At 65.3% G+C, this 26,533-nt stretch carries 22 protein-coding genes; 18 read left to right on the top strand and 4 right to left on the bottom strand.

Annotated features, from left to right (window positions below):
* Positions 1-37 precede the first annotated feature (37 nt).
* Together CSQ92_RS08285 and CSQ92_RS08280 are read right to left on the bottom strand one after the other, a co-directional pair.
* A complete protein-coding gene (locus CSQ92_RS08285) occupies positions 38-1,912 on the bottom strand; it encodes an esterase/lipase family protein (protein ID WP_099393824.1) in 1,875 nt (624 codons plus the stop codon).
* Between the two features lie 13 nt (positions 1,913-1,925).
* On the bottom strand, positions 1,926-2,702 hold the full coding sequence (locus CSQ92_RS08280) for a DUF481 domain-containing protein (protein WP_034785793.1): 777 nt from the start codon (positions 2,700-2,702) through the stop codon (positions 1,926-1,928).
* Between the two features lie 255 nt (positions 2,703-2,957).
* Here CSQ92_RS08280 and CSQ92_RS08275 point away from each other — a divergent pair, with 255 nt between their 5' ends.
* From CSQ92_RS08275 to hmgA, 13 genes are all read left to right on the top strand, one after another.
* Positions 2,958-3,644, top strand: a complete 687-nt coding sequence (locus CSQ92_RS08275; RefSeq protein WP_034785794.1) for a winged helix-turn-helix domain-containing protein — start codon at positions 2,958-2,960, stop codon at positions 3,642-3,644.
* Positions 3,637-5,001 carry a sensor histidine kinase gene (locus CSQ92_RS08270; RefSeq protein WP_099393823.1) on the top strand — a complete coding sequence of 455 codons (1,365 nt, stop codon included), beginning with the start codon at positions 3,637-3,639 and terminating at the stop codon, positions 4,999-5,001. Before CSQ92_RS08275 ends, CSQ92_RS08270 begins: the two co-directional genes overlap by 8 nt.
* Before the next feature lie 219 nt (positions 5,002-5,220).
* On the top strand, positions 5,221-6,306 hold the full coding sequence (locus CSQ92_RS08265; protein WP_099393822.1) for an acyltransferase family protein: 1,086 nt from the start codon (positions 5,221-5,223) through the stop codon (positions 6,304-6,306).
* 178 nt (positions 6,307-6,484) lie between these two features.
* The gene (locus tag CSQ92_RS08260) at positions 6,485-7,387 is read left to right on the top strand and encodes a VirK/YbjX family protein (protein WP_099393821.1); all 903 of its coding nucleotides are present in this window, start codon (positions 6,485-6,487) and stop codon (positions 7,385-7,387) included.
* 112 nt (positions 7,388-7,499) lie between these two features.
* Positions 7,500-8,474: a porphobilinogen synthase gene (gene hemB / locus CSQ92_RS08255; protein ID WP_099393820.1), complete on the top strand. Its 975-nt coding sequence runs from the start codon at positions 7,500-7,502 to the stop codon at positions 8,472-8,474.
* A gap of 114 nt (positions 8,475-8,588) precedes the next feature.
* Positions 8,589-9,932, top strand: a complete 1,344-nt coding sequence (locus tag CSQ92_RS08250) for an MBL fold metallo-hydrolase (RefSeq protein ID WP_099393819.1) — start codon at positions 8,589-8,591, stop codon at positions 9,930-9,932.
* A gap of 56 nt (positions 9,933-9,988) precedes the next feature.
* Complete coding sequence (gene msrA / locus CSQ92_RS08245) at positions 9,989-10,498, top strand: peptide-methionine (S)-S-oxide reductase MsrA (protein WP_034785801.1); 510 nt, start codon at positions 9,989-9,991, stop codon at positions 10,496-10,498.
* Positions 10,499-10,522: 24 nt separating this feature from the next.
* On the top strand, positions 10,523-11,332 hold the full coding sequence (locus tag CSQ92_RS08240; RefSeq protein ID WP_070257028.1) for a helix-turn-helix domain-containing protein: 810 nt from the start codon (positions 10,523-10,525) through the stop codon (positions 11,330-11,332).
* A 224-nt stretch (positions 11,333-11,556) separates the two neighbouring features.
* Positions 11,557-11,955, top strand: coding sequence for a DUF1842 domain-containing protein (locus CSQ92_RS08235; RefSeq protein WP_034785805.1), 399 nt, complete (start codon positions 11,557-11,559; stop codon positions 11,953-11,955).
* 140 nt (positions 11,956-12,095) lie between these two features.
* Positions 12,096-13,439 (top strand): MFS transporter, encoded by a 1,344-nt coding sequence (locus CSQ92_RS08230; protein WP_257219161.1) that lies wholly within the window; start codon positions 12,096-12,098, stop codon positions 13,437-13,439.
* A 16-nt stretch (positions 13,440-13,455) separates the two neighbouring features.
* Positions 13,456-15,135: an FAD-dependent oxidoreductase gene (locus CSQ92_RS08225; RefSeq protein WP_099393817.1), complete on the top strand. Its 1,680-nt coding sequence runs from the start codon at positions 13,456-13,458 to the stop codon at positions 15,133-15,135.
* Positions 15,136-15,147: 12 nt separating this feature from the next.
* A complete protein-coding gene (locus CSQ92_RS08220) occupies positions 15,148-15,333 on the top strand; it encodes a DUF2783 domain-containing protein (protein ID WP_034785812.1) in 186 nt (61 codons plus the stop codon).
* Entirely contained in the window at positions 15,330-16,634 is a 1,305-nt protein-coding gene (gene hmgA / locus CSQ92_RS08215) for a homogentisate 1,2-dioxygenase (protein ID WP_099393816.1), read from the top strand. The genes CSQ92_RS08220 and hmgA overlap by 4 nt, the downstream gene beginning before the upstream one ends.
* An 11-nt stretch (positions 16,635-16,645) precedes the next feature.
* Here the strand turns inward: hmgA and CSQ92_RS08210 are convergent, their stop codons facing one another.
* Complete coding sequence (locus CSQ92_RS08210; protein WP_099393815.1) at positions 16,646-17,983, bottom strand: LLM class flavin-dependent oxidoreductase; 1,338 nt, start codon at positions 17,981-17,983, stop codon at positions 16,646-16,648.
* A 158-nt stretch (positions 17,984-18,141) separates the two neighbouring features.
* Here CSQ92_RS08210 and CSQ92_RS08205 point away from each other — a divergent pair, with 158 nt between their 5' ends.
* The 4 genes from CSQ92_RS08205 (at position 18,142) to CSQ92_RS08190 (ending at position 24,444) form a co-directional block, all read left to right on the top strand.
* Positions 18,142-19,335: a sigma-54 interaction domain-containing protein gene (locus CSQ92_RS08205; RefSeq protein ID WP_099393814.1), complete on the top strand. Its 1,194-nt coding sequence runs from the start codon at positions 18,142-18,144 to the stop codon at positions 19,333-19,335.
* A gap of 244 nt (positions 19,336-19,579) precedes the next feature.
* Complete coding sequence (locus tag CSQ92_RS08200; RefSeq protein WP_099393813.1) at positions 19,580-20,659, top strand: LLM class flavin-dependent oxidoreductase; 1,080 nt, start codon at positions 19,580-19,582, stop codon at positions 20,657-20,659.
* 35 nt (positions 20,660-20,694) lie between these two features.
* A complete protein-coding gene (locus tag CSQ92_RS08195) occupies positions 20,695-21,849 on the top strand; it encodes an LLM class flavin-dependent oxidoreductase (RefSeq protein ID WP_099387915.1) in 1,155 nt (384 codons plus the stop codon).
* 222 nt (positions 21,850-22,071) lie between these two features.
* Positions 22,072-24,444, top strand: a complete 2,373-nt coding sequence (locus CSQ92_RS08190) for a TonB-dependent receptor (protein WP_099393812.1) — start codon at positions 22,072-22,074, stop codon at positions 24,442-24,444.
* Between the two features lie 56 nt (positions 24,445-24,500).
* On the opposite strand, the gene CSQ92_RS08185 is transcribed toward CSQ92_RS08190, so the two are convergent.
* The gene (locus CSQ92_RS08185; RefSeq protein WP_099393811.1) at positions 24,501-25,553 is read right to left on the bottom strand and encodes an ABC transporter substrate-binding protein; all 1,053 of its coding nucleotides are present in this window, start codon (positions 25,551-25,553) and stop codon (positions 24,501-24,503) included.
* A 225-nt stretch (positions 25,554-25,778) separates the two neighbouring features.
* Between CSQ92_RS08185 and CSQ92_RS08180 the strand changes: the two genes are divergently transcribed.
* A complete protein-coding gene (locus tag CSQ92_RS08180) occupies positions 25,779-26,528 on the top strand; it encodes a class II aldolase/adducin family protein (RefSeq protein WP_099394628.1) in 750 nt (249 codons plus the stop codon).
* Positions 26,529-26,533: the final 5 nt, after the last annotated feature.

The raw sequence follows: 26,533 nt of genomic DNA, 5'->3' as shown, positions 1-26,533 counted from the left end.
CTATCCCAGCAGAAGATGCTCCCTACTGGGATAGGCTCTAAGGCAGGCTGTCGGGCATGCGCAAGATGCGCCGTATCTCCAGGATCGCCTGCGGGCTTTCCTGCACGCTGTGCCAGGACGGGATGACTTTTTCCGACAGGGCGCCATCGAGGTGGGCGCTGGCGTAGGGGACCACGCCGTCGCTCGATTCGGCCAATGGCAGGTCCGGCGTGTCATTGCCCATGATGGAGTAGTAGCGCACTTTCGGGCTGATGGGCAGGTCTGCCACCAGGCGCACGAACGGGTCCTTGTCGCTGAGGTTATCGATGCTGTTGGGGATGCGCAGCGGTTCGCTGCTGCCCGTGTCGAGCTGCGCCAGGCTGCCGGCCGCGTCGGACAACTGGTCGAGCATGTTGATGGGCAGTGTGATCAGGTTGGCGATCCAGCGCGCCACCTTGTGGTTGGCGAACGAGGTGCCGCGGTGCGGCGCCGCGATGAAGATGGCGCGGTTCACCTGCGGCATGGCCGTGAAATTCAGGTAGGGCGCCAGGCCGGCGCGCACTTTTTCCGCCTTCTTGCCCTTCAAATTGTATTCTTCCGTGATGGCGTCGAGCAGGGTATTGCTGGCATCGGAGACCATCAGGCGCGCCAGCACGCCGCCCATGCTGTGGCCGATCAAGACCATGTCGTTCGCGGCATCGGCCCTGGCCGAAGGGTCGAACTGCGCCAGCGTCGCGTTCAGCGCCTGGCGGATGGCGGCGTTGTTGGCCGCCAGCGGCGCATTGCTCGGGTAGTACACTTGCCAGATCTGATAGCGGCGGCGCAGCTGTTCGTCGCCCATCAGTTCATTCGCCACGTTGATCCACGCTTCCGGACTGCTGGCCAGGCCGTGCAGCATGACGATGGTGCGCTTGTTGGGGTCGTAGGGCTGCATCAGGTGCACCTGCGGGCGCGAAATGCCGTCGGCACGGCCGAACAGGGTGCGCAGCGCCTGCACGCCGAAGCCGGAGCGGGCCAGCCACAAACCATAGCCGGCCGTGAAATTGGCTGCCACGGGCAGTTCCTGTCCCGCCATGCGCGTCGATTCGCTGCGGGTCGGGTCGACCAGCATCACCAGCAGCTGTTGCGTGGCCAGGACTTCCTGCAGGCTGTTGCCGTCGAAGCGGATCAGCGCCGTGACGACGGGGAAGCGGGTTTCCTGATAAGGGACATACTCGCCTTTCGACGCTCGCGGCTTGGGCATGACGGCCACCAGGTCGGCGCCGAAGCCGTCGCGCCGGTAGACATTGCGCAGGCCGGAAAACGACAGCGAGGTGGCCGGCAGCAGTTCGTCGGGCAGGGTGCCGTCTTCGGGCAGGCGCAGTGCCGACAATTCGCTGTCGATTTCCCAGCCGGCGACGCGGATCACATGGCCGTCGGGGCGGTATTCGCCGCGGTGGCGGAACAGGTTGCCGACGGCCTTTTGCACGGCATAATTATAGTAGTCGCGGATTTGCGTCTGGCGCTCTTCGAAGGCGCGCTGGCCCGGCGTGCGCGTCGTGTAGAACAGGTAGGCATACGCATAGCGGGCCGATTCGAGCCAGGCGGCCAGCCGCTCGGCACTCGGGTGGCCGCCCTGTTTTTCTTCCGCCAGGGCGCTTTCCAGCCACAGTTCGGACAGGGTGGCCAGGCGTTGCTCGTCGCTGAGCAGCTCGGAGCGGGCCAGATCGGCGCGGCAGCTGCCCGTATTGGCTTCGCAGGCGGCGATGTCGCTGCCGATGATGCGCAGCACTTCGCTGGCCGAGGCACTGAGTTTGCCCGTGGTGAGGATGTCGCCGCGCCGCTGCTGCAGGTAGTCGGCCGGCGAGATCGCGCTGACGGTCACGGCGGCGCAGCCGCTCAGCAGCGCCGCGGCGCACAGGAGGGCGCATACGCGCAGACGTCGCATCAGCATGGCCGGTCCGCGTCTAGAACGAGTAGACCAGCGTCAGCGAGGTTTGCGTATCCGTGTTCTTCTTGTCGTCCGGCACGCGCGTGTCGTTGCGGGCGCTGAAGGCGGCTTTCATCTGCATGGTGCCGTTGATCTTGGTGCTGAGGGCTGTTTCGGCGATCGAGTGGGTGTTCGAGGTGCCCCGCTCCACGCTGACCGTTTGCGTAAACATGGCCGACTGGCTGATTTTCCACTTCATGGCGGCCGCGCCGCGCACCGTCAGGCCGTGTTCCGACTCGCCTGCATCATTGGTGCCGCTGAAATAGCCTGGACCGACTTCCACGTCGATGCTCTTGTCGCTGGACTGGTACCAGCGCGAACCATGACCGATGGCCAGGGTCGAGTACTTGGTGTAGGCGCCGAACTTGTCGTTCACGTGCGAGGCTAGCACGAACAGTTTTTCATGGTCGGCCATCAGCTTGTAGGCGGCCTTGGCGGAGGCGGAAAAGCGCTCGGCCGAGCGTTCGCGCACTTTCTCGCCGTCGTCGTTCGTCGTTTCGTCTTCCTTGAAGTAGCCGCTGAAGATGTACTGGTTGCTCCAGTCATCGAGTTCCTGGCGCGCGTCGATCTTGCCCGTGACGGAGGTGCCGACCGTATTGCCGGAGGTGGTGATGGCGCCCAGTTCGGCGGACGTGCTCCAGCTGCCGATGGGGATTTCATCGAACAACAGGCTTTGCTTGGTGTCTTTGGCGGCGGCGCTGCCGCAGGTGATGGCCATGGCCAGCGCCAGTGCGAGAGAGTGGGTCGATTTCATGGCTGTATTGGTCTGTGGCGCGCGCCTGGCGCGCCTGATATTCGTTAATGGCAGTGGTGGCTATGCAGGCCGCGGCAAGCCGTGAGGCGCCGATAAAACCTGCGCACATGCGCGCGCGGGCGCGGCCAAAAATTGTCGAGGCTGTATTGTACCCGACCCTGTCATCGCGCGCCGCACGCCGGCGGGGCTGGCAAGTGGCGCGCGGCTGGCGTATGCTGCGCCTATCTGCTGCCCTGATTTTTACAAGGAACTCCCGTGCGCTGCCTGGTCATCGAAGACGAAGCTGAAACTTCCCGCTATATCTGTGCCGGCCTGCGCGAGGCGGGCCACGACGTCACCGCCTGCGACAATGGCATCGATGGCATGCGTCTGGCCTGCGGCGAAGACTGGGATGCGCTGGTGCTCGACCGCCTGCTGCCTGGCGAGATCGATGGCCTGGCCATCGTCGCGCGCCTGCGCGGCATGGGCCGCAACACGCCCGTGCTGGTCCTGTCGGCCCTGTCCAGCGTCGACGAGCGTGTGCGCGGCCTGCGCAGCGGCGGCGACGATTATTTGTCGAAACCGTTCGCCATCGCCGAACTGCTGGCGCGCATCGAAGCGCTGCTGCGCCGCGCCGCGCCCGTGCCCGAATCGACGCAGCTGCAGGTGGCCGACCTGGTACTCGACATGCGCACCATGCGCGTGACGCGCGCCAACCGGCAGATCGCCTTGCAGCCGCGCGAATTTCGCCTGCTGGAATACCTGATGCGCCACCAGGGCCAGTCCGTCACGCGCGCCATGCTGCTCGAAGCCGTGTGGGACTACCATTTCGACCCGCAGACGAACGTCATCGACGTGCAGGTGAGCCGTTTGCGCACCAAGGTGGACAAGGAATTTTCGCCGCCGCTGATCCACACGGTGCGCGGCGTCGGCTACACCCTGGGCGTGATCGACAGTGCGTAACTGGCACCGCTCGATCGCTGCCCGCCTGGCGCTCGGCTATGGCGTGCTGGTGGTCGTGTCGATCAGCATCGTCTGCGCCGTGTTCTATTTCGGCACCATCGGCGTGCTCGATCGCAGCGTGGACCGCAAGCTGACCCTGCTCTCGGAGCGCCTCGCCGCCCTGTACCAGCAGGACGATGCCAGCCGCACGACGGCGGAAATCGCCCATTTGCTGACCGACCGCACCGACAGCGACACGGAGATTTTTTTGCTGGTGGGCGCCGATGGCAGCCGCGTGGCGGGCAATCTGTCGTCCTGGCCCGACGTGGGCAGCCCCGTGGGCCGCTTGCTGCACCGCGACGTCACGCGCGAAGGGCGCAGGGTGCCCGCGCGCATGCTGATCCGTGAACTGGAGGGCGGCGCGCGCCTGTTCGTCGGGCGCGACATGGAAGAGGGCAAGTCGATCCGTTCGCTGGTGCTGCGCTCGCTGGCCTACGGCGGCGGGGTCGCCATCCTGCTGGTGGTGGCGGGCGCCTGGCTGTTCCGCCGCCAGCTTGAGGCGCGCATCGGCCAGATCCGCCGCACGGCGGGGGAAATCGAGGCGGGAGACCTGAGCCGGCGCATTCCCGTCTCCAGCGAAGACGAATTCGGCTTGCTGAGCCGCGACATCAACCGCATGCTCGACCGCATCGAGCACCTGATGGAAGGCGTGCGCCACGTGTCGAACGCCATCGCGCACGACTTGCGCACGCCGCTGGGCCGCATCCGCAACAAGCTCGATGGCGCCCTGCGCCAGCAGCAGGGCGTGGCCGGCTACGAGAGCGCGGCGCAGGCGGCCATCGACGACATCGACGACCTGACGCGCGTGTTCGACAAGCTGCTGCAGATCGCGGCAGCCGAATCGGGCATGCGTCCCGAGAATTTCAACGACATCGACCTGCAGCAGATCGGCGCCGACATCGTGGAAATGTACGAGGCCACGGCCGACGAGCAGGGCGTGCTGCTGGTGCAGATGTATGGCGAGGGCGTGCCGGCGCGCGGCGACCGCAACCTGCTGGGCAGCGCGCTGGCCAGCCTGGTCGACAACGCCATCAAGTATGCGGGGCGGGGCGCCACGGTGGAAGTGTCGGCCGGCAGCGATGATCAGGGCAGCTGGCTGGCCGTGCGCGACAACGGCCCTGGCGTACCAAAGGAAGAACTGCCGAAGCTGACGCAGCGTTTTTACCGGCTCGACAAGAGCCGTCACTTGCCCGGCAATGGCCTGGGACTGTCCATCGTCGCAGCCATCGCCGCCCTGCATGGCGGCAGCCTGGAGATCGAGGATGCGGCGCCCGGCTTGCGCCTGCGTTTCAGGCTGGCCGATTTTATTGTCCGCTAAGCCCAGCCTTGCTGGTCGCCGTGTTTTTTTTGCTATAAGTGTTGTCATATTTACTTTTTAATAAAGCATCATGATACAATTTTGATACTTTTATGGCGTCGCCATTGGACGGTGCATCCTGCCCGTCGTCGTGCGGCCGCATCGAGTGATCGCCATATCTGCCTGGTTCTCTTTGCTGGCGCGGTGCGCCAGTTCGACAGGTGGATATCGGGAGTAAGCATGATTGGTGCCGGCATGAAGAGTGGCCATTTCAGCGGCCGCATCGTTTCTCTCGATGGCTTGCGTGGCCTGGCCGCGATGCTGGTCGCCGTGTATCACCTGCCAGTCATATTCGGCTTCAAGATCACGCACGCCTACCTGGCGGTCGACTTCTTTTTCATCCTGTCCGGCTGGGTCATGGCACACAGCTATGAAGAGCGCATCCGCCTTGGCATGCCGTTCAGTGACTTTCTGTATAACCGCTTTGCCAGGCTGTATCCGCTGTACGCCGTCGCGCTACTGGCGGCCCTTGCCGTGACCCTGCTCAAGATCCGCATCGGCGCCACGTCAGCGAACATCGTATGCTTTGTGCCCAATGCGCTGATGCTGCCCTGCCTGCAGGATGACGGGCCTACCTTCCCCTTGAACGGACCCAGCTGGTCAATTTTCGTCGAGGTGTCCATCAATTTGATCTGGTTCTTTGTCGTCCGCATGGGCATGCATGGTTTGCGTTGGAAGCTTGCGCTGCACCTGTGCTCGGCGCTGCTGCTATGGGGGTTCGCCGTCTGGATGAACCGCTACCTGATTGGCTATGAGTCGGATGATGTACACGAAGGCTTGCTGCGTGGTCTGCTGGGCTTTACCGGTGGCTTGCTGTTGTTCCAGTGCCGCATGCATGCCTGGATACTGGCCTATTTTGCGGCGCTGGCGCTAGGCGTGTTTGCCGCTTTTTATGCGGCAGGCGATGCCGGCGATGTCATACCGCTGGGCCTCGTCGTCATGGGCGTCCTGCCCGCGACGGTGTGGCTTGTCGCCAGGCTGCGGCCGGCGATACTCGAGGGCCAGGCAGCCGCCTTCCTGGGCGACTGCTCGTATGCCATCTACTTGCTGCATGTGCCGCTGGCCATGCTGCTGCAAAAACCGCTACGCCTGATGTTGCCTGGCACGGGCATAGCGGACTACATGATGAAGGCGGCGATCTTCACCGCCATCCTGCTCGTTGTCAGCGGCATCAGCTACCGCTTGCTGGAAGTGCCGGCGCGGCGTTGGCTGCTGCGGCGGCTCAAGCGCGACCTTAGGGAACCTGCCGTCGGCTCCCTGCCGTAATGTGCTTGTGCGCCATACGCCAAGTCGACATTACCAACTTGTAACCCCCTTCATTTTCGCCTCCCCCTATCATCCGTTCTACCCGGCGTAGAGCGGCTGCGTGCGCGCAGCCGCCTGTTCCGGGCTGCCCGCGGCCTGCCGCGGCTTGCCAGTCCCGACCCGTCGCAGAGCCGTTTTCATGCATACTTTTACCGTCACCGGCGACAACGCCGCGCCGCAACAGGCGCCACTGCGCCAGCATGGCCACCGTATCAAGGCCGCGCTGGGCGCCATCGTCTTTCCCCTGCAGCGCGCGCGCTGGCAAGCGTTCATCGCCGGCACACCGGGCCTGGCGGCGCTGGCGCAAGCCCATCCCAGCCTGCTGTACAAGATTTATCGTCCCTACGCCAGCCGCCAGTTGTGCTGCGCGGCGAGGGTGGCGCTGCTGTGCGGGCATTACCGCTTCATGTGGCAGGCGGGCGCACGGCCGCTGGTGGAATACGCGGCGCGCCGCGCGCTGGTGCTGGCCGCCATCGAGGGCAAGGATGGCGCCAGCTACCGCTTGCAGCTGACGGCCATCCACGATAGCCACCGCGAAGGGGAGCTGTGCCTGCGCCTGACGCGCGATGGCGTCCCGCTGTACCTGGCCAGTTTCCTGTTCCGGCCTCAGCCTGGCGGCGCCGTCATCCAGCTGGGCGCCTTGCAGGGCTTGCGCTCGCCCGCCGGCGCGCAGGCGGTAAAAGAGGCCACGCGGGCGCTGCACGGCTGCCGGCCGAAAAACCTGATGGTGGCCGCCTTGCGCGACCTGGGCGACTTTTTCGGCTGCGCCCACCTGGACCTGGTCAGCAACGCCAACCGCATCGCGCTGAACTGGCGCCGGCGCCGCCATATCTCGTGCGACTACGACCAGGCGTGGCGGGAACTGCACGCGCTGCCCACCGGCGATGGCAATTACCGCCTGCCATGCGGCCCATGCCGGATGCCGGAGCTGGAGCTGGTGCCGTCGAAAAAGCGCGCGGACGCGCGCCGCCGCGGCGCCATGCTGGTGCAGCTGGCGGCCGACATGCGCTGGCAAGTGGCGGCCCTGCTGCACGCGCAATGACGGCGCAGGGCGGGGTTTCTTGACCTGCGCGGCTTTTTTGCCGGGCAGCCCGGCGCAATCGGCGTGATCGGCGTATACTAATCGGCGTTGTTAACCTGAAGCCAGTCATTCCATGCCAGCACAATTTCCCACTTCGCGCATGCGCCGCCTGCGCGCGACCCCGCAACTGCGCGAGCTGTTCCGCGAAACCGAGATCAATCCGCGCGACCTGGTCCTGCCGATCTTCGTCGACGAAGGCAGCAGCGATTTCATCGACATCAAGTCCATGCCCGGCGTGCGCCGCATTCCCGAAGCGAAGCTGGCGCAGGAAGTGGAGCGCTACGCGCGCGCCGGCCTGCGCTCGGTCATGACCTTCGGCATTTCGCACCACAAGGATAGCCACGGCACGGACACGCTGAATCCGGACGGCCTGGTGGCCCGCATGTCGCGCATCATCAAGGATGCCGTGCCGGAAATGGTGGTCATGTCCGACACCTGCTTCTGCGAATACACGGACCATGGCCATTGCGGCATCCTGCATGGCGACACGGTCGACAATGACAGCACGGTACTGAATTTGGGCAAGCAGGCCGTCATCGCGGCCCAGGCGGGCGCCGACATCATCGCCCCATCGGCGGCCATGGATGGCCAGGTGGCGGCGATCCGCAGCGCGCTGGACGCGGCCGGTTTCCACGACACGCCCGTGATGGCGTATTCGACCAAGTTCGCTTCCGGCCTGTACGGCCCGTTCCGCGACGCGGCCGGCAGCACCCTCAAGGGCGACCGCAAGACGTACCAGATGGACCCGATGAACCGCCGCGAAGCGGTGCGCGAGTCCCTGATCGACGAAGCCGAAGGCGCCGACGCGCTGATGGTGAAACCGGCTGGGGCCTACCTGGACATCATCCGCGACCTGCGCGAAGTGACGCGTTTGCCGATCGGCGCCTACCAGGTCAGCGGCGAGTACGCGATGATCAAGTTCGCCGCCGAGGCGGGCGCCATCGACGAGCGCCGCGTGGTGCAGGAAACCCTGGGCGCCATCAAGCGCGCGGGCGCGGACATGATCTTTACGTATTTCGCGATGGATGTGCTGAATAATTCGTACTGAGGCAAGTTGGCGGAGTACCGCCAGCAATCCTTCTTCAACCCAAAAGCAAAGTCTGGGGTCGGACCCTCAGGGTCCGACCCCGGTACCCGCTGTTGGGTCTACTCCGATTTACCCATGCCCCTGAAAATCTCCCGCATCCTGCACGCCGGCTATGTCTTCGAATGCGAAGGCACTGCCATCGCCTTCGACCCCATCGTCGAAAACCCGTTCAGCCGCAACTGCCACGCGTTTCCGCCCGTGCGCTTCGACCTCGATGCCGTGCGCCGGCTGCGCTGGGATGCCGTCTTCATCTCGCACTTCCACGACGACCACTGTTCGCTCGACAGCCTCGATGTGCTGGACCGCGCCACGCCCATCTACCTGTACTGCGTCTTCGATGAACTGTTCGCGATGCTGCGCGCGCTGGGTTTTACCCACGTGCAGCGGCTGCACGTCGACGTGCCGGTGCGGGTGGGCGCCATCGAAGTGATCCCGCGCCGCGCGCTGGACGACGATGTCGATTCGCTGTTCCAGGTGTGTGCGGCCGGGCTGAATGTGCTCAATGTCGTCGATTCCTGGATCGGCCCGGAGACGCTGGCACAGCTTTCCGCCTTTGCGCCCTGGGACATGGTGCTATGGCCATTCCAGACCATGCGCGAGATCGCCGTCATCGCGCCGTCGCAGGCGCAGCCTAGCCCGGTCGACCTGCCCGACGACTGGGTGCCGCAGCTGCGCGCGCTGGCGCCCCGTTACATCGTGCCTAGCTCCTGCCAGTTCGTGCAGGAAGACTGGTCCTGGTACAACCACGCGATGTTCCCGATTACCTACCGCCAGTTTGCGCAGGAAATCGGCGCCGCGCTGCCCGAGGCGCACATCTTCCGCCTCGACCCGTCGACGGCCGTGCTGCTCGACGCGCACGGCATGGCACCGGCCGCGCCACTGCCCTGGGTCATTCCCGTGGGCCCGCAGGACGTGGATTTCGACTACCGCCCCGAGGCGCTTGCGCCCGCCACGGCGGACATCGCGCGCCACTTCGCGCCCTTGACCGATGCCGATGCGGTGCTGGTGCTCGATTTTTGCCGTAACGGCTTGCTTGAGCGCTACCGCGACATGGAGCTGCCCGAAGACAGCTATTTCCAGGCCCCGCGTGTGTGGCGGCTGTCGCTGTACGGCCACGACGGCGCGGCCACGGTCCTGCATTACCGCACGCACGGCGATTTAATCGACCTCGTGCCGGACACGGGCGAGGCGCCGGGCTGGACGACGGAAGTGCCGCTGGTGAAATGCCATGCGGCGCTGGTGCTGGGCGAATCGCTGACGTCGATGTACATGCGCATCAACGACGGGCCATTCGATGCGGCCACGCGGGAAGAACTGATGGAAGCCGACATCGTCGACGACCCCTTGATCCGCTGCCTGTTCAACGACGCCATCGGCGCCTACCAGGCGGCGCAGCTCAAGCGCTTGCTGGCCCGCTGAAGAAAGTCGCGCGACAGAGTAAGATAGCTGCTTCTGACTAGAACGGGAAAGACACCATGGCACAAGACAATGAAACCGCGATCCTGGCCGGAGGCTGCTTCTGGGGCGTACAAGACTTGCTGCGTCGTTATCCGGGCGTGATCGCCACGCGCGTGGGCTACAGCGGCGGCGACGTGGCCAACGCCACCTACCGCAACCACGGCACGCATGCGGAAGCCATCGAGATCATTTTCGACCCGAACACCATCAGCTACCGCAAGATCCTGGAATTCTTCTTCCAGATCCACGACCCCAGCACGCCGGACCGCCAGGGTAATGACCGCGGCAGCAGCTACCGCTCGGCCATCTATTACACCAGCGATGAGCAAAAACGGGTGGCCGAAGACACCATCCGCGACGTCGACGCTTCCGGCCTGTGGCCCGGCAAGGTGGTGACGGAAGTGGCGCCGGCCGGCCCGTTCTGGGAAGCGGAACCCGAGCATCAGGATTATCTGCAGCGCTTGCCGCACGGCTATACCTGCCATTACATCCGGCCGGACTGGGTCTTGCCGCAGCGGCAGCAATAAGTCCGGCGGGCAGGGGAGACGGCCATGCGCTATTGGCAGGTGGAACGGCGGCAGGCGGAGGGACAGCTGGATCTGGGGCGCGCCCTCGATCTGGTGGCGGCCATCGGCCATGCCGACGTCAATGCCATGGCGGGCGCCATCCTGAAAACCGCCGGCGCGGCCGCTTCCATCGCCCAGTGCACGATCTTTGCTTATGAGTTCGGCAACCGGCCCCGCACGGTGGCCGTGGCCGACCGGCGCGGCGGACGCTTTTTGCAGGATATCGCCGACAGCTACGCCCGCCATTACTATGCGCTCGACGGCAACCAGAGCGTCATCGCGCCCGCGCGCCAGCCGAAGCTCGATCCCGCCATCGTGCTGCACCAGCAAGCCAGCGCCGAAATCCGCCATCCCGGCTACCGCGCCGCGTGTTACCAGAAGCCGAATGTGTCGGACCGTTTGTCGCTGCTGGTGCAGCCGGCCAGCGATATCTGGCTGTCCGTCAATTTCTACCGCGACAGCAGCCAGGGGCAGTTCCAGCCTGGCGAAATCGCCGCCATCGAAACCCTGTCGCCGCTGTTCGCCTATGCGGCCAGACACCACTACAGCCTGAGCGGCCAGCCCGCGCAAGGCGTCTCGCCCATGATGCTGGCCCGGCTGCGCCAGCATGGCCCGCAATTGAGCAAGCGCGAACTCGATGCGCTGCGCGGCGTGCTCGAAGGCTTGACGGCCGCAGAGATCGCCGACACCATGGGCGTGCAGCCATCGAGCGTGATCACGTATCAAAAGCGCGCCTATAAGCGCCTGGGCATTGCCAGCCAGCGCCAATTGTTTGCGCTATGCCTAGGGGTATAGGCTGGATAAATGCTAGCGGTAGGCGCATGCCTGGGGCTGCATAAAATTGCCGAAATTCAAGGCAATAATGTGAGCATATTGCTACGAAAATACTGGCTATGCTATCTGCAGAGTGCTGATGCGCCGAAGCATAACGGCCATCGGCAAGGCTGATAGCCAGTGCCTGTCGCGCCCGCGATCTCCGGTATTCATGGCTCAGGAATCATTCCCCGAAGGAGTCCATTGTGTCCTCAACTGAATTGAATGCGGTAGAACACGTCTATCTGATCGCCGGCAATCTGGGCCTGCCTGGCGCCCCCATCCTGAATCTGGCCCTGTTTTACAATCCCGACGACGGCACCGTCAGCGGCGAAGCCCTGATCACGCAATCGGTCACGCCACCGCATGGCCGCGTGGTGATCCGTCCCGTCAGCGGCCCCGTGCATGGCCTGGGCCTGGGCAACGCCACGCGCGTCTTCAGCCTGAGCGGCGAATATGTCGTGTCCGTGCCGCCACCGGCCATCGGCAGCTACCTGGCCAAATTCGAAGCCACTTTTGTTACCGACAACAACTGGAGCGGCCACGGCTCCTTCAGCTATGACCAGCAGAAGGTCAAGAACGTGCCCATCAAGAAACGCGGCTAGTCCTTTTGGCCGATGGTTGTCCCCAAAATGGGGACAACCATCGGCGTAGTCGTCTGCATACTGTGTCGCACGCCGGAGCATCCGGCCGCTCTCACCCAATAACAATAGCAAGGGGAGGGCGACACCTTATGGAGACCAGCATGACCATCGCCCACGCGGCCACCCCCGCCACCCCGGCGCCCGTCCTCGACGCGGCCACCGTTCAACTGGAACAGCAAGTGATGCGCAAGGTATCGCGCCACCTGCTGGGATTCTTGTTCCTGCTGTTCGTGTTTTCCTTTCTTGACCGCATCAATATCGGCTTCGCCGGCCTGACCATGATGCAAGACCTGGGACTGTCCGGCACCCAGTTCGGCTTTGCCACCACCCTGTTCTACATCGCCTACATCGCATGCAGCATTCCCAGTAACATCGTGCTGGCCCGCATCGGCGCCCGTAAATGGATAGGCAGCATGATGATCGCCTGGGGCCTGGCCTCGACGGCGACCTTGTTTGCCAGCGGCCCGGCCAGCCTGTACGCACTGCGCTTTCTCGTCGGCGTGACGGAGGCGGGCTTCCTGCCCGGCATGCTGCTTTATCTGACCTATTGGTTTCCCAGCGCCTACCGCGCGCGCGCCAATGCCCTGTTCATGATCGCCATGCCGGTCACGGCCGCCATCGGCTCGGCCCTGTCGGGCCTGATCCTGGGGCTGGACGGGCACTGGGGCTTGAAGGGCTGGCAATGGCTGTTCCTGCTGGAAGGCATGCCATCCGTGCTGCTGGGCCTGGCCGTGTACGGCTACCTCGACGACTCGCCCAGCAAGGCAAACTGGCTGGGCAAGCTGGAACAGCAGGTGCTGGCGCGCATGCTGGCGGCCGAGCACAAGCCGGTGGCAGCGAAGGAAAAAGGCTCGCTACTGGCGGAAATGTGCTCGCCTACCGTATTGAAATTCGGCATCGCCTATTTTTGCCTGGTGAATACTTTGGCCATGGTGGCCGTGTGGACGCCGCTGATCGTGAAAAGTTTCAGCGGCGACGCCAGCAACACGCAGATCGGTCTGCTGGCGGCCATCCCGCAGGTGTGCACCGTCATCGGCATGATCCTGTGGGGGCGCCGCTCGGACCGGATGCAGGAGCGCCGCTGGCATATCGTCTGGCCCATGCTGCTGTCGGCCGCCGGCTGGCTGTTCACCGCGTATTCAGCCAACCCCATCGTGCAATTGCTGGGCGTGTGCATGGCCTCGACGGGCGCCTACACGGCCATGTCCGTCTTCTGGACGACGCCGGACCGAGCCTTGAGCCTGGGCGCGCGCGCCATCGGCATCGCCGTCATCAATGCCACGGGCAATATCGGCTCGGCCCTGAACCCCGTCGTCGTGGGCTGGCTGAAGGATCTGACGCACAGCTTTGCCACGGGCTTGCTGTACGCCAGCGTGCTGCTGGTGGCGGGCGCAGCCATCGTGTTGACCCTGCCGATTGCGCGCGGCGGCAAAGACCATACTTGATCGAAGAGGACCCATCATGAGCGACACGTTCCACCCTTATCCCCATGTGCCGAAGGTGTATCCACCCGGCAAACCGGCCGGCGCCGCCACGCAGCATGTCCCGGTGCTGATCGTCGGCGGCGGTCCCGTGGGCCTGGCCACGGCCCTGGGCCTGGCCCGCCACGGCGTGCGCTCCGTGCTGATCGAAGCGGACGATGGCGTGTGCACGGGCAGCCGCGCCATCTGCATCTCGCGGCGCAGCCTGGAGATCATCGAACGTCTGGGGGCGCTTGACGGATTTCTGGCCAAGGGCTTGCCGTGGGCGGGCGGACGCAGCTTTTACCGCGACGAGGAAGTGCTGCACTTCACGATGCCGCAAGACGCGAACCAGAAGCTGCCGCCCATGGTCAACCTGGCGCAATACCATATCGAGCAATTCCTGCTCGATGCGGCCGAGCGCCAGCTGGAGCTGATCGATATCCGCTGGCAAACGCGGGTCACTGGCGTGGATCGGCGCGTCGACGGTGCCACCGTCACCATGGCCACGCCCGATGCAAGCTACCAGATTGAGGCGGACTGGCTGGTGGCGGCCGACGGCGGGCGCAGCGCCGTGCGCGATGCGCTGGGCTTGAAACTGCAGGGCACCAGCTATGAAGGGCGCTATGTGATCGTCGACATCCACTTGAAAAGCGAGCGCCCGACGGAGCGCCTCGCATATTTCGACCCGCCGTCGAATCCCGGCTCGACCGTGCTGGTGCACAAGCAGCCCGACGATATCTGGCGCATCGATTACCAGTTGCGCGACGACGAGGATGCGCAGGCGGCCGTGCTGCTGGAAAACGTGGCACCGCGCGTGGACAGCCTGCTGGCCATGATGGGAGAAACAGCGCCGTGGCATCCCGTGTGGATCACCATCTATAAGGCCAACGCGCTGACCCTGGAAAAATACCGGCATGGCCCCGTGCTGTTCGCGGGCGATGCGGCCCACCTCGTGCCCATCTTCGGCGTGCGCGGAGCGAACTCGGGCATCGACGACGCGGACAACCTGGCCTGGAAGCTCGCCTACGTGGTCAAAGGGCAGGCGCCGCATGCCTTGCTGGACAGCTATTCGGACGAGCGCGTATTCGCCGCCCGTGAAAACCTGCGCCACGGCACGAAAAGCACGGAATTCATGGCGCCGCCCACGTTTGCCTTCGACCTCATGCGCACGGCCGTGCTGGGCTTGGCGGGCAAGCATGCGCATGTGCGCTCCCTGATCAACCCGCGCCAGACCAGCGCCATCGCGTATGCGCAATCGGCCCTGAATGCGCCGGAATCGGGTGTGTTTTTCGCTGGCCCCGCGCCAGGCACGGTCTTGCCCGAGTGTCCGCTGGCGCTGCTGCAAGACGGCGCGCAGCAAGCGGGGTATATTACCGATTTGCTGAAACGCGTTGATGGCCATTTCACGGGACTGTACTTCAGCGACGAAGGGTCTGTACCATCCGCACTGGCGGCGCTGGGCGACACCTTGCCGTTGACGACCGTGGCGATTTCCCGCAGCGGGGAGCAAGGGTGCGCCTGGGACCACACGGCGCAGGTATTCTCGCTATTCGACGCGCAGCCAGGCAGTTTTTACCTCGTGCGCCCGGACGGCCACGTGCTGGGGCGTTGGCGGCAGGTGCAGGCGGGGCAGGTGGCGGCTGCGCTGGCGAGGGCCGGCATCGCCCAATCAAAGTAACAAGGAGATAACATGACCGACATCGAACTGGATAATCTTTACACCGAGTTGTGCCACACCATGGGTGGCCTGGGCGAACAGCGTTCGCCCTTGTTCCTCGCCCGCTTCGCCTTGCTGGCCATGGGCGCCATCGGCAAGGCCGACGTGGTGCAAGGCTTGCTGCGCGACGCGGCTGACGGACTGGGGGAGCGCGCATGATAGGCGCCGGCTACCAAAGCGGCTTCGGCAACGAATTTGCCACGGAAGCCGTGCCCGGCGCCTTGCCGCACGGGCAGAATTCGCCGCAGCGGGCGCCCTTGGGCCTGTACGCGGAGCAACTCTCGGGCACGGCCTTCACGGCGCCGCGCGCGCAGAACCGGCGCTCGTGGCTGTACCGCATTCGCCCCGCCAGCCAGCATCCGCCATTCACCCTGGCTGAAAATACCCGCATCGTCAGCGACTTCCACTCCATGCCGCCTACGCCGCCCAACCAGCTGCGCTGGGACCCGCTGCCGCTGCCAGACGGCGGCACGCCGGTGGACTTCATCGATGGCTGGCAGACCATGGCCGGCAACGGCAGCGCCGAAGCGATGAGCGGCTGCGCCATCCACGTGTACGCAGCCAACCGCTCCATGCAGCGCTTCTTTTACTCGGCCGACGGCGAATTGCTGGTCGTGCCGCAGGAAGGCCGGCTGGCCATTGCCACGGAGCTGGGCTTGATCGAGCTGGAGCCGCAGGAAATCGCCGTGATTCCCCGTGGCGTGCGCTTCCGCGTGACCCTGCCGGACGGCAAGGCGCGCGGCTATGTGTGCGAAAACTTCGGCACGGCCTTCCGCCTTCCCGACATGGGCCCCATCGGCTCGAACGGCCTGGCCAACAGCCGCGATTTCCTCACGCCGCACGCGGCGTATGAAGATATCGACGGCGACTGCGAATTGCTGGCCAAGTTCGGCGGCCACCTGTGGCGCACGACCCTGGACCATTCGCCGCTGGACGTGGTGGCCTGGCATGGCAATTACGCGCCGTACAAATATGACCTGCGGCGCTTCAACACCATCGGCTCGATCAGCTATGATCACCCGGACCCGTCGATCTTCCTCGTGCTGCAGGCGCCCAGCGAAAATCCCCTGTTCGGCGCCATCGACTTCGCCATCTTTCCGCCGCGCTGGCTGGCGGCCGAGCACACCTTCCGTCCGCCGTGGTTCCACCGCAACGTGGCCAGCGAATTCATGGGACTGATCCACGGCGTGTACGACGCCAAGGCGGCCGGCTTCGTGCCGGGCGGCGCCAGCCTGCACAACTGCATGTCCGGCCACGGCCCCGATGCGCAGACGTTCGAACGCGCCTCGCACAGCGACACGTCCGCGCCCGTGAAGGTGGCCGACACCATGGCCTTCATGTTCGAGACGCGCACCATCCTCAAGCCCACCCCATTCGCCTTGAACAGCGAACTGCTGCAAAACGACTATTTCGCGTGCTGGCAAGGCTTGCGCAAGCATTTCGATCCGGACCAGGCTTAGTCACAGCGCAGTCAGGCGGCCCGCGCCCGCGCCACCGTGTGCGGGTTGGCGGGCCGCGCCAGTCCGAGATTGCCGCGCAGGGTGCTGGCCGCGTATTCCGTGCGGAACAGGCCGCGCCGCTGCAGTTCCGGCACCACCAGGCGTGTAAATGCCTCGAAGCCTTGCGGCAGCAGCGGCGGCACGACGTTGAAACCGTCCGCGCCCCGTTCCACGAACCACTGCTCCATCAAGTCGGCCACCGTCCTGGCGGATCCGATGGCTTGCAGGTGACCGCGCGCGACCCTGAAGCGCAGCACCAGCTGGCGCAGGGTCAGGTTCTCGCGGCGGGCCAGCTCCAGCTGCTGCTGGAAACGCCCCTTGCCGTTCTCGCCCGCCTGGTAGGGCAGGTCGGGCAGGGGGCCGTCGAGCGGATAGCCGGACAAGTCAAAACCGCCAAATTCCAGGTTGCTGAAGTCGACCAGGTCCTGCAGTGCGCCAAATTGATCCTGCGCCTGCTGGTCCGATTCGGCCACCAACACCGACAGGCCCGGCGTCACTTTTAATTGATCTTCGGCGCGGCCATACTTTGCCATGCGGCCCTTCACGTCCGCGTAATACGCCTGCGCCACGGGCAGCGACGTGGCGGAGCAGTACACCATTTCGGCCAGGCGCGCGGCAAATTCGCGCCCTGTCTCGGAATTGCCCGCCTGGACCAGCACAGGGTGGCCCTGCACGGGACGGGGCAAGTCCAGCAAGCCTTGCGAGGCAAAATATTCGCCGTTGAAGTCCAGCGCATGGCCCGCTGCCGGTTGGTAGAACTGGCCGGCGGCGCGGTCTGGCCGGTCGAAGGCGTCGTCATCCCAGCTATCCCACAGGGCCCTGGACAGGGCGACGAATTCGTCGGCCCGCGCATAGCGCTCCGCATGGCTGCGCGGTGCATCGATGCCGAAATTGCGCGCCGTATGCTCGCCAAACGATGACACGACGTTCCAGCCCGCGCGCCCGCCGCTCAGGTGGTCGAGCGAACTGAATTTTCGCGCCACGTGGTACGGGTGCTCGTAATTGGTATTGACCGTGGCGATCAGGCCGATATGGCTGGTGACGGCGGCAATCGCCGACAGCAGGGTAAACGGCTCGAAGGGCAGGCCGATGGCGGCGCGGCCAGTGTCGGGCGTGACGTCGCCGGCGCGGCCGATGAAGTCGGCGATGAAGAAGCTGTCGAACTTGGCCGCCTCGGCCAGCCTGGCGGCACGCAGCCACCAGGCCAGGTCGGGCCGGCCGCTGGCGCTGGCCGATGGATGGCGCCAGGCGGCCGGATGGTGGCCGTGGCGTTGTAAAAAAACATTCAGGACAAGCTGGCGTGCTGGCATGGGGAGGTGCTCCGTGGTGCGCAGGCGACATTGCCTGCCCCCCAGCCTGAGCAAACTCCGGGCCAGCATGGGAGCAGCGCCTGCATATGCAAAATCCGGATAAGCTAGCGCGGCACCATTCGTTCACGCCTGGAGATGGTGCGCGGTATAGTCGGCCCATGGAACTCTTAGCCCACAACTTCAGCAGCGATTTCGCGCGCAGCGCCCACCTTGCCCGTGGCGCCGGCGTTGACGGCGACAGCGAGGCGCTGGTCGCCTTCCGCGACCCGCAGCAAATGAGCTTGCTGGTGCGCGCCACGGCCTTTGTCTTTGCCGACCCCCGTTCGCGCCAGTTGCACGAGCTGATCGAACGCATCGCCCCCAGCGAGGCGACAGTGCTGATCACGGGCGAGACGGGGACTGGCAAAGAACTGATTGCGCGCCACGTGCACGGCTTGAGCGGGCGCGCCGAACAGACCTTTGTGGCGATCAACTGCGGCGCGTTTTCCGAAACCCTCGTCGAGAGCGAACTGTTTGGCTATGAAAAAGGCGCGTTTACGGGCGCGCAGCAGGGCAAGCCCGGCTGGTTCGAGACGGCCAGCGGCGGCACCCTGTTCCTCGATGAAATCGGCGACTTGCCGCTGGCGATGCAGGTCAAGCTGCTGCGCGTGCTGCAGGAGCGCGAAGTGGTGCGCCTGGGCGCGCGGCGCGCCATTCCCATCGACGTGCGCCTGATCGCCGCCACGAATGTAGACCTGGCCGAAGCCGTGCGGGCCGGGCGCTTCCGCGAAGACCTGTATTACCGCTTGCAGGTGATCGGCCTGCCGCTACGCCCCTTGCGCGAGCGCCCGGGCGACATCATGCCGCTGACGCGCCATTTCATGGCCATCTATGCGCAGCGATTGCACCTGGGCGAGGTGGAGCTGGGCCCCGACGCGCAGCAAGCCTTGCTTGCTTATCCATGGCCGGGCAATATCCGCGAACTGGAAAACGTCATCCACCGCGCGCTGCTCGTGTGCCGCAGCGGCGTCGTGCGCGCCGAGGATCTGAGTTTGTCGGGCTGGCACAGGGCGCCTGCTGCCGCACCGGCCGCTATACCTGTTCCAGACGCCTGGGCCGGCGGTGCCGATATCGCCTATGCGGCCCACGGCGCGTCCGGCCAGGACGATTTATTGGCGGCCGAGCGCTTCGCCCGCGCCTGGCAAGCCTTGCTCGACTCGGGCGAGGCAGTGGAATTCGAAGCCATGCAGCAGGAACTGGTGCGCGCCGCGTGGGAGCGCAATGAGCGCAACCAGGTGCGCACGGCCAGGCACCTGAACCTGAGCCGCAATATCCTGCGCACCTTTTTGAAAAAGGCGGGCGCCATCGACTAGGCGCATGATGCCCTTCCTGGAGCCGGACCCGCAGCGATGCGGCTCCGGCTTTTTTCATGGCTGCTGCGGGCGCAGCATGCTGCTGCCCTGGCTGCAGCCGGTTGCTGCCAAATCAACAGCGAATGGGGCTGGCCGGCGTATGCGGCATGGCATGTTTTCTGCGAGGAGGGAAGGGCAGGCCGCTGCGCGCAGGTATCCAAGGCGCATAGCGGTGTTTTCTTCGACCCACGACAGGAGTCCATGCATGACCATAGAATTCATCTGGCAATTGCCCACCAGCGGCGATGGCCGTTACGCGGCACCCGGCATCACGCGCAGGGGCGAACGGGCCGCCGGCGCGCCCACTCCCCTGCAGGCGGGCGTGAGCGACCCGCGTGGCGCGCGTCCGCCCTTCAATTATTTCGATTACCTGCACCAGATCGCCCGCGCAGCCGATCTTTCCGGCTTCGACGGCATCCAGATACGCCACGATACGCAGGGCGATGAAAGCTGGATCGTCGCGGGCTACCTGGCCCGCAGCACGCGCCATTTGAAACTGATCGCCGAATTCGACGCCGCCTGGGGTTCGGCCGTGTATGCGGCGAAGAACGCCGTCAGCTTCCAGCGCTTCACGGGCGGACGCTTCGCCTGGCAGATCGGCCATGGCGGCGATGCGGCAGCGCGCCGGCGCCAGGGCGATGCGGCGCCGGACGCCGACATCCTGCCGCGCATCGATGAATTCATCACGGTGGCGCGCGGCGTGCAGAATACGTCGCCGTTCAGCTTCAAGGGCAAGTTCTTCGAAGTGCAGGACGGCGGCTTCAAGGGGCCGCTGGCGCACCATCCCGTCAACGGCATCTATCTGACCGGCGAGTCGCCTGAAGCACTGGCCCTGTCGGCACGCCAGGCCGACGTGCACGTGTTCGATGCGGCGCCGCAGGCGGATTTGCAGCCTGCCATCGACAGCCTGCAAGCGCAGGCGCGCCAACTGGGCCGCGCCGTGACGGCGGGCTTGCGCATCGACGTGCTGGCGCGCGAAACCTTCGACGAAGCCTTGCGCGACGCGCGCCGCTACCGCAGCGGTGCGGGGCTGCCCGACGATGCGCCATTCGACGGCAGTGCCGCAGCCTTCTGGCCCGGCTTTGCGCAAGCGCAAACGGGCGCCCACGGCGCCCTGGTCGGCAGCTATGCACAGGTGAGCGCCGCGCTGGAGGCGTACGCGCAGGCCGGCGTGTCCAGCTTCGTGCTGGCTGCGATTCCCCATTTCGAGGAAGCCTACCGCATCGGCGAGCACGTGCTGCCCCGCGTGCGGGCAGCTTTGCGCGCGCAGCTGCAAGCGGCTTGAGTTCCTGTATCCAACCTATTCAAGGAGTAACCCACATGGCAATCGATTTCTTCTGGCGCATCCCCACGCATGGCGAACCGAGTTCGCATCGCGCCCGCACGCCGTTTCGCGGCGACTGGTTTCCCGGCAATGACAACCTGCGCCAGTCCGGCCTCGGTGGCGGCGGCGCCGACGGCTTTACCTACATCGACTACCTGGCCGAGATCGCCCGCGCCGCTGAAATATCGGGCTTTCAGGGCGGTTTGATCCCGTCCTTCCCCATGACGGACGAACCGTGGGCGATTTCTGCGCTGCTGGCGCGCGAGACGAGCACCTTCCGCTTCATGATCCCGTTCCAGCCCGGCTTCTTGAACCCCGTGGTGGCCGCGCGCATGACGGCCAGCCTGCAGCGGGCCACGGGCGGACGCGCCCTGTACAACGTCATCACGGGCGGCGGCGGTCCGGCGCAACTGTGGTGGGGCGATTCGGCCGGCCACGACGACCGATACACGCGCACGACGGAATTTCTCGACGTGGTGCGCGGCGTGTGGCGCGGTGGGCCGTTTTCCTACCAGGGCAAGTTCTACCAGGTGGAAGATGCGGGACTGGCCACGCCGCTGTCGGAGCAGGATTTCCCCGAGATCTATTTTTCCGGCTCGTCCGACGCGGCCTTGGGTTCCGCCTCGAAGCACGCCGACTACTACCTGACGTGGCTGGAACCGTTCGAGCAGCTGCGCGAGAAATTCGCCCGCGTGCATGAAAAGACGGCGCTGTTGGGCCGCAAGATCAAGTGCGCCGTGCGCGTGGACATCGTCGCCCGCGCCACGGAAGAAGAGGCATGGGACGAGGTGCGCAAGGGTTTTGACGCCGTCGATCCCGCCACACTGCGCCAGTTCCTCGGCGCCGATGGCGGCGATTCCGTGGGCGCGGCGCGCCAGCGCGGCAACCGCCCGACGACCTTGAACAGCTACAAGGACTTGATCACGGCGCCGAACATCTGGTCCGGCTTCAATCTGCTGCGCGGCGGGCAGACGCAGGGCATTGTCGGCAGCTACCAGCAGGTGGCCGAACGCCTGGACGAACTGGTGCAACTGGGCGCCGACGCCTTCATCCTGGCCAGCACGCCGCACCTGGAGGAAGCCTATCGCGTGGGCGAAGAAGTGCTGCCCCTCGTGCGCGGGCATACGGCGGCACTCTTGCGCGCCGCCTGAGACATTCCCCTGTTGCCGCGACAGCAGCGCCACCGCCTGCTGTCGCGCAGGCAGCACGCGGCAGCGCCGCTGCTGCCAAATCAACAGCACTATCATCACGATAGTCTTCCTTTGAAATCAATCACTTGACTCCCATTTTGCTGCGCCGCGGCAGCGGGCATGCCCCTTGCAATACCAGTCATCACCATCTCGCGTTTTGACTTTACTCAAGGATAATCACCCATGCGCCGTTCGACTGCCCCCGCCGCCTTCTCCCCATCTCCTCTTCATTTGACGCCAGTGCGCCGCGCGCTGCGCTCGGCCTTCGCCATCGGCGGGCTGATGCTCGTCCACGGCATGGCGCATGCGGAAACGCCTGGCGCCGATGTCATTGCCGCGGCCGACGCGAACGGTGGGGGCGAGGGCGCCTCCCTGCAATCGGTGACGGTGACGGCGCAAAAGCGCGAGGAATCGGCGCAAAAAGTGCCGAGCGCGATCACTGTATTGGGCGGCAAGGAGCTGCTCGATACGGGCATCGGCCGTTCGGCCAGCGAAATCCTCAACTACGTGCCAAACGCCTCGGCCGGCACGCAGCAGCATGGCCGCCCGCGCTGGTGGATACGCGGCGTCGGTGCGGGCCAGCAGCAAATCGATTTTCCGAACCCCGTCGGCTTTTACCTCGACGACGTCTACATCAGCAATTCCAGCGCCACGGGCTTTCCCCTGTTCGACCTGGACCGGGTGGAAGTGCTGCGCGGGCCGCAAGGCACCCTGTGGGGCAAGAACACGACGGGCGGCGCCATCAACGTGATTTCGCGCAAACCGTCGTTCAAGTCCAGCGGCTACGCCAAGATCGATTACAGCAGCTACGACACCAAGCTGGCCGAAGGGGCCATCGGCGGCGCGCTGGTCGACGAGGTGCTGGCGGGGCGCCTGTCCTTCCACACGGAGCAGCAGGACAAGGGCCGCTTCCACAACCAGTTTACGGGCGAACGCGATGGAAAGCTCAAGGACAGCGCCATCCGCGGCCAGCTCAAGGCCCTGATCGGACGCGACCTGACGGCCAATCTGAACCTGCATTACCGCGACTACACGACCAAGGGCGCCACCACCACGGTGGCCAGCTATGGCGCGAATGGCGTCTACCGCAACGGCTACATCCCCAGCACCAATCCCGATGATGTGAGCACGAATGCGCCGGCCGACAGCGACGTGACGCAGGGCGGCGCGCAGCTGAACCTGGAATACGCGCTGGGCGAGCTGACCCTGACGTCGATCACGGGCTATGAAAACTTCCGCAACGAAGCCATGGGCGACAGCGACAATACGCCGCTGGAAGTGGGCCGCAGCCGCTCGAAGGCCAGCAGCCGGCAAGTGTCGCAGGAGCTGCGCCTGACATCACCGCAAAACGGCGCCGTGAGCTGGGTCGCGGGCCTGTTCTACTTCAATGAAAAGATCGATTCCGATTCGGCCGGTGCGCGCCTGCCCAACGGCACCGTGCCGGCGCTGGCGGGCAGCACGCAGCCCGTCGGCTACAACCGCACCATCTACCAGCACAAGGCGCGCAGCGCGGCCATCTTCGGCAGCACGACCGTCAACTTCAGCGAGCAGTTCCTGTCCACGTTTGGCCTGCGCTGGACGACGGAAACCAAGGATCTCGATTTGCGGCGCGTGCAGGCTGCATCGAACACGGTGACGTTTGGCGATGCGGCCAACTGGTGGAACACGGTCCGGGGCGGCAATTACGCGGCCGCCTCGGTGGCCAACAACAATTTCACGTCGAATCCGTCCACCACGTGGAATGCGCTGACCTACGACGTGACGCCCGAATACCGCTTCAGCCGCACCCTGCGCGGCTACCTGAAATACGCGCACGGCATCAAGTCCGGCGGCTACAACACGAGCGCCACGGACGTGCGAGCATTGAATACGGTGAAGCCGGAAACCCTGAACTCGTTCGAGGCGGGCATCAAGTCGGAATGGCTGGACGGGCGCCTGAATTTCAACGCCAACGTTTTTCACTATGATTACAAGAACGTGCAGGTCAATATCACGGGCGTGTACAACGGCGACCCTACGCAAAGCGTCAATTACCTGCAGAACGTGCGCAAGGCCCACGTGAATGGCGCGGAATTCGAGATCGAGGCGCAGCCGACGGACAACCTGCACATCAACGCCAATATCGGCCTGCTGCGCACGGAATTCGACGATTTCGCCATCCAGAACAATGGCGGCGACCGCTCCGGCAATGAATTCGTGCGCTCGCCCCACGTGACGGCCCTGCTGGCGGCCGATTACCGCTACCCGCTGGGCAATGGCGCGCAACTGGTCTTCAGCGGCGACGTGCGCTACACGTCCAAGCAGTACTACTATGTCGACCCGCAAAGCGACGCGCGCGGCTTGCTGAACCAGGGCGGCTTCGCGCTGGCCAATGCGCGCCTGTCGTATGTGCTCCCGGGCGGCAAGCACCGCATCACGGCGTATGCGAACAACCTGGCCGACAAGGTCTACCGCAACCATACGCTCACCAGCTTCGTGCCGGGCGCCGTCAATGGCGACACCGTCATCATCGGCCAGGGCCGCACGGTGGGGGCGTCGTACACGATCCAGTTCTGAGCGTGGCTGCCTGATGTAAAAAGGCCGGCGAATTCGCCGGCCTTGTGCTATCCGTTTTATGCCGCCACTTGCAGCAGCGCTTCCAGCCGCCGCTGCGCCTCCGCCAAAGGCCGGCGGTCGATCCACGCCTCGATATCCACGTCGCGATCGAGGAAACCGTGCTGCAGCTGGAAATCCTTCTGCTGGCCGAACAGCGCCACCTTCTCGTCGGACAGGTCGGGCGCCAGGGTCAGGTGAAAGCCGTCGCGGTAGGCTTCGGCCACGGCGTCGGCGCCGGCCCGCGTCTCGCCCTGCAGGATGGCCAGCACGTCGGCCTGGTGGCTGCGCGCCCAGTGCGCGGCGCGCAGGGTTTGCGTCAGGAAGCGCACGACCAGTTCGAAATGCTGTTCCAGCATCGTTTCATGCACGGTGATCGGGCGCGGCGTGCCGTTGTTCACGCGGAAGCGCCGGTCGGGCAGGGCGTCGATATCGATGCCCACTTCCAGCCCCGCCGCGCGGGCCGCTTCGGCCGCCGCCGCGCCTTTCACATACACGGCGTCGACCTCGCCGCGCAGCAGCGGGGCGATGCCTTGCCACAGTCCCGCACCCAGATTGGCCGATGCCTGGGCGTCGGCGCCCACTTCCACCAGTTGCACATCATCGAGCGTGAGGCCGGCCGACGCCAGCACGCCCTTGTAGCCGGCCAGGCTCATGCCGCGCGCGATGCTGCGCCCGCGCCGGTTCTCGCGCAAGTCCTCGGCACGGAACACGGGCAGCGCCAGGCGCTTGCCCTGCAGCTGCGCGGGCTTCGTGATGCCGGAACCGGGGCGCACGAGGATGGCTTGCCATTCATCGATCCACGTCAGGCCGATCAGGCGCGTGGGCGCCCCTTGCGCGCGTGCCGGCAGGGCCAGCAGGTTGCCGCCTTCGCGCACGAGCGTGGACAGGCCGTGGTCGTAATGGTGGCGCGCCAGTTCGCCGCCCACTTCCTGCAGGGTTTTCAGGGCGATGCCGTCGCGGGCGAATTCCTCGTCCAGCCAGCCCAGTTTGTAGGCCAGGCCCGTGGCCGTGGGCACGGGGCAGCGGGTGAACCAGACGGTATCGACAGCAGGGGATGGTGCGGTAGTCATGGAATTCCTTGGTGGTGGGTGGAGCCTTGAACCGTGCAGGAAACGTGCCCGCGCCGCTTGCTGGCTTGCCGACAGCGCGTGCGCACGCCGCTGCTGCCACGCCAGCAGCCGCTGTTGCGCAGGCAGCAGCCTTCCACCATTTGACTGGCCGCGGCGCTGGCACGCGTCTTGCGAAAGTAGAGGCAGGACTGACCCGTATCCCAACCCCAAAGAATGGAGCATGACATGACGGACGTGGCACAAGCGGAAGCACAACAAGTACAGGTGCCGGAATTGACGGCGGCCGAACTGGTCTTCGTGGAGCAGGTGCGCCGCGATGCGCAGATCGCCTTCGACGGCTTGCGCGAAACGGGCAGCCTGACGGCCAACGGCACGGTGGGCTTCGTCGAGCGCACGCCTGGCGGCGACAAGGTGGTGGTGGTCAACGATCCGGGCCCGTTCCGCCGCGGCCAGCCCCTGAAGGCGGCCGTGCTGGCGCTCGATGGCACGGTGCTCGTGGGCGACGCGAACAACGGCGGCGCGCGCTACTTAAAACTGTTCCGCGAGCGGCCCGAGGTCACGTCGATCTCGCACGTGCACTCGCCGTCGCTGGGCGCGTGGGCGCAGACGCACCGCACCCTGCCGATCCGCTACGTGCCCGTGCAGCGCTACCAGCTGGTGCGCGAAATCCCCATCTACATCGACCGCCGCCAGCCGGAAGTCGATTTCATCCTCGGCGAGATCGCCCGCAATACGCATGCGACGGCCATCCTGGAAGCGAACGGGGGCGCCACCGTGTGGGGCAAGCAGGGCTTGCTGAAGCTGGCCGAATTCATCCTGCTGCTGGAAGAGGGCGCGAAGATCCAGATCGCGGCCGAAGCCATCGGCGGTTCGCGCGATTTCGGCCCCGGCGTGCTGCTGCAGCAATGGAAGATGAGCAAGCTGATCGACACGGCGCGCGCCTTGTCGCTGCTGCCCGCCACCGACCTGGTGTAACCCTT

The organism is Janthinobacterium sp. BJB446, from assembly GCF_002735655.1.
Taxonomy (GTDB): domain Bacteria; phylum Pseudomonadota; class Gammaproteobacteria; order Burkholderiales; family Burkholderiaceae_D; genus Janthinobacterium; species Janthinobacterium lividum.
Note: the sequence above shows the minus strand (reverse complement) of the source record. Positions and strands in the feature narration are given on the sequence as shown.

What these genes read in the sequence shown, in the direction of transcription:
- CSQ92_RS08285 (WP_099393824.1), bottom strand. Translation starts at nt 1,912, where the DNA reads ATGCTGATGCGACGTCTGCGCGTATGCGCCCTCCTGTGCGCCGCGGCG.
- CSQ92_RS08280 (WP_034785793.1), bottom strand. Translation starts at nt 2,702, where the DNA reads ATGAAATCGACCCACTCTCTCGCACTGGCGCTGGCCATGGCCATCACC.
- CSQ92_RS08265 (WP_099393822.1), top strand. Translation starts at nt 5,221, where the DNA reads ATGATTGGTGCCGGCATGAAGAGTGGCCATTTCAGCGGCCGCATCGTT.
- CSQ92_RS08260 (WP_099393821.1), top strand. Translation starts at nt 6,485, where the DNA reads ATGCATACTTTTACCGTCACCGGCGACAACGCCGCGCCGCAACAGGCG.
- hemB (WP_099393820.1), top strand. Translation starts at nt 7,500, where the DNA reads ATGCCAGCACAATTTCCCACTTCGCGCATGCGCCGCCTGCGCGCGACC.
- CSQ92_RS08250 (WP_099393819.1), top strand. Translation starts at nt 8,589, where the DNA reads ATGCCCCTGAAAATCTCCCGCATCCTGCACGCCGGCTATGTCTTCGAA.
- msrA (WP_034785801.1), top strand. Translation starts at nt 9,989, where the DNA reads ATGGCACAAGACAATGAAACCGCGATCCTGGCCGGAGGCTGCTTCTGG.
- CSQ92_RS08240 (WP_070257028.1), top strand. Translation starts at nt 10,523, where the DNA reads ATGCGCTATTGGCAGGTGGAACGGCGGCAGGCGGAGGGACAGCTGGAT.
- CSQ92_RS08230 (WP_257219161.1), top strand. Translation starts at nt 12,096, where the DNA reads ATGACCATCGCCCACGCGGCCACCCCCGCCACCCCGGCGCCCGTCCTC.
- CSQ92_RS08225 (WP_099393817.1), top strand. Translation starts at nt 13,456, where the DNA reads ATGAGCGACACGTTCCACCCTTATCCCCATGTGCCGAAGGTGTATCCA.
- CSQ92_RS08220 (WP_034785812.1), top strand. Translation starts at nt 15,148, where the DNA reads ATGACCGACATCGAACTGGATAATCTTTACACCGAGTTGTGCCACACC.
- hmgA (WP_099393816.1), top strand. Translation starts at nt 15,330, where the DNA reads ATGATAGGCGCCGGCTACCAAAGCGGCTTCGGCAACGAATTTGCCACG.
- CSQ92_RS08210 (WP_099393815.1), bottom strand. Translation starts at nt 17,983, where the DNA reads ATGCCAGCACGCCAGCTTGTCCTGAATGTTTTTTTACAACGCCACGGC.
- CSQ92_RS08205 (WP_099393814.1), top strand. Translation starts at nt 18,142, where the DNA reads ATGGAACTCTTAGCCCACAACTTCAGCAGCGATTTCGCGCGCAGCGCC.
- CSQ92_RS08200 (WP_099393813.1), top strand. Translation starts at nt 19,580, where the DNA reads ATGACCATAGAATTCATCTGGCAATTGCCCACCAGCGGCGATGGCCGT.
- CSQ92_RS08195 (WP_099387915.1), top strand. Translation starts at nt 20,695, where the DNA reads ATGGCAATCGATTTCTTCTGGCGCATCCCCACGCATGGCGAACCGAGT.
- CSQ92_RS08190 (WP_099393812.1), top strand. Translation starts at nt 22,072, where the DNA reads ATGCGCCGTTCGACTGCCCCCGCCGCCTTCTCCCCATCTCCTCTTCAT.
- CSQ92_RS08185 (WP_099393811.1), bottom strand. Translation starts at nt 25,553, where the DNA reads ATGACTACCGCACCATCCCCTGCTGTCGATACCGTCTGGTTCACCCGC.
- CSQ92_RS08180 (WP_099394628.1), top strand. Translation starts at nt 25,779, where the DNA reads ATGACGGACGTGGCACAAGCGGAAGCACAACAAGTACAGGTGCCGGAA.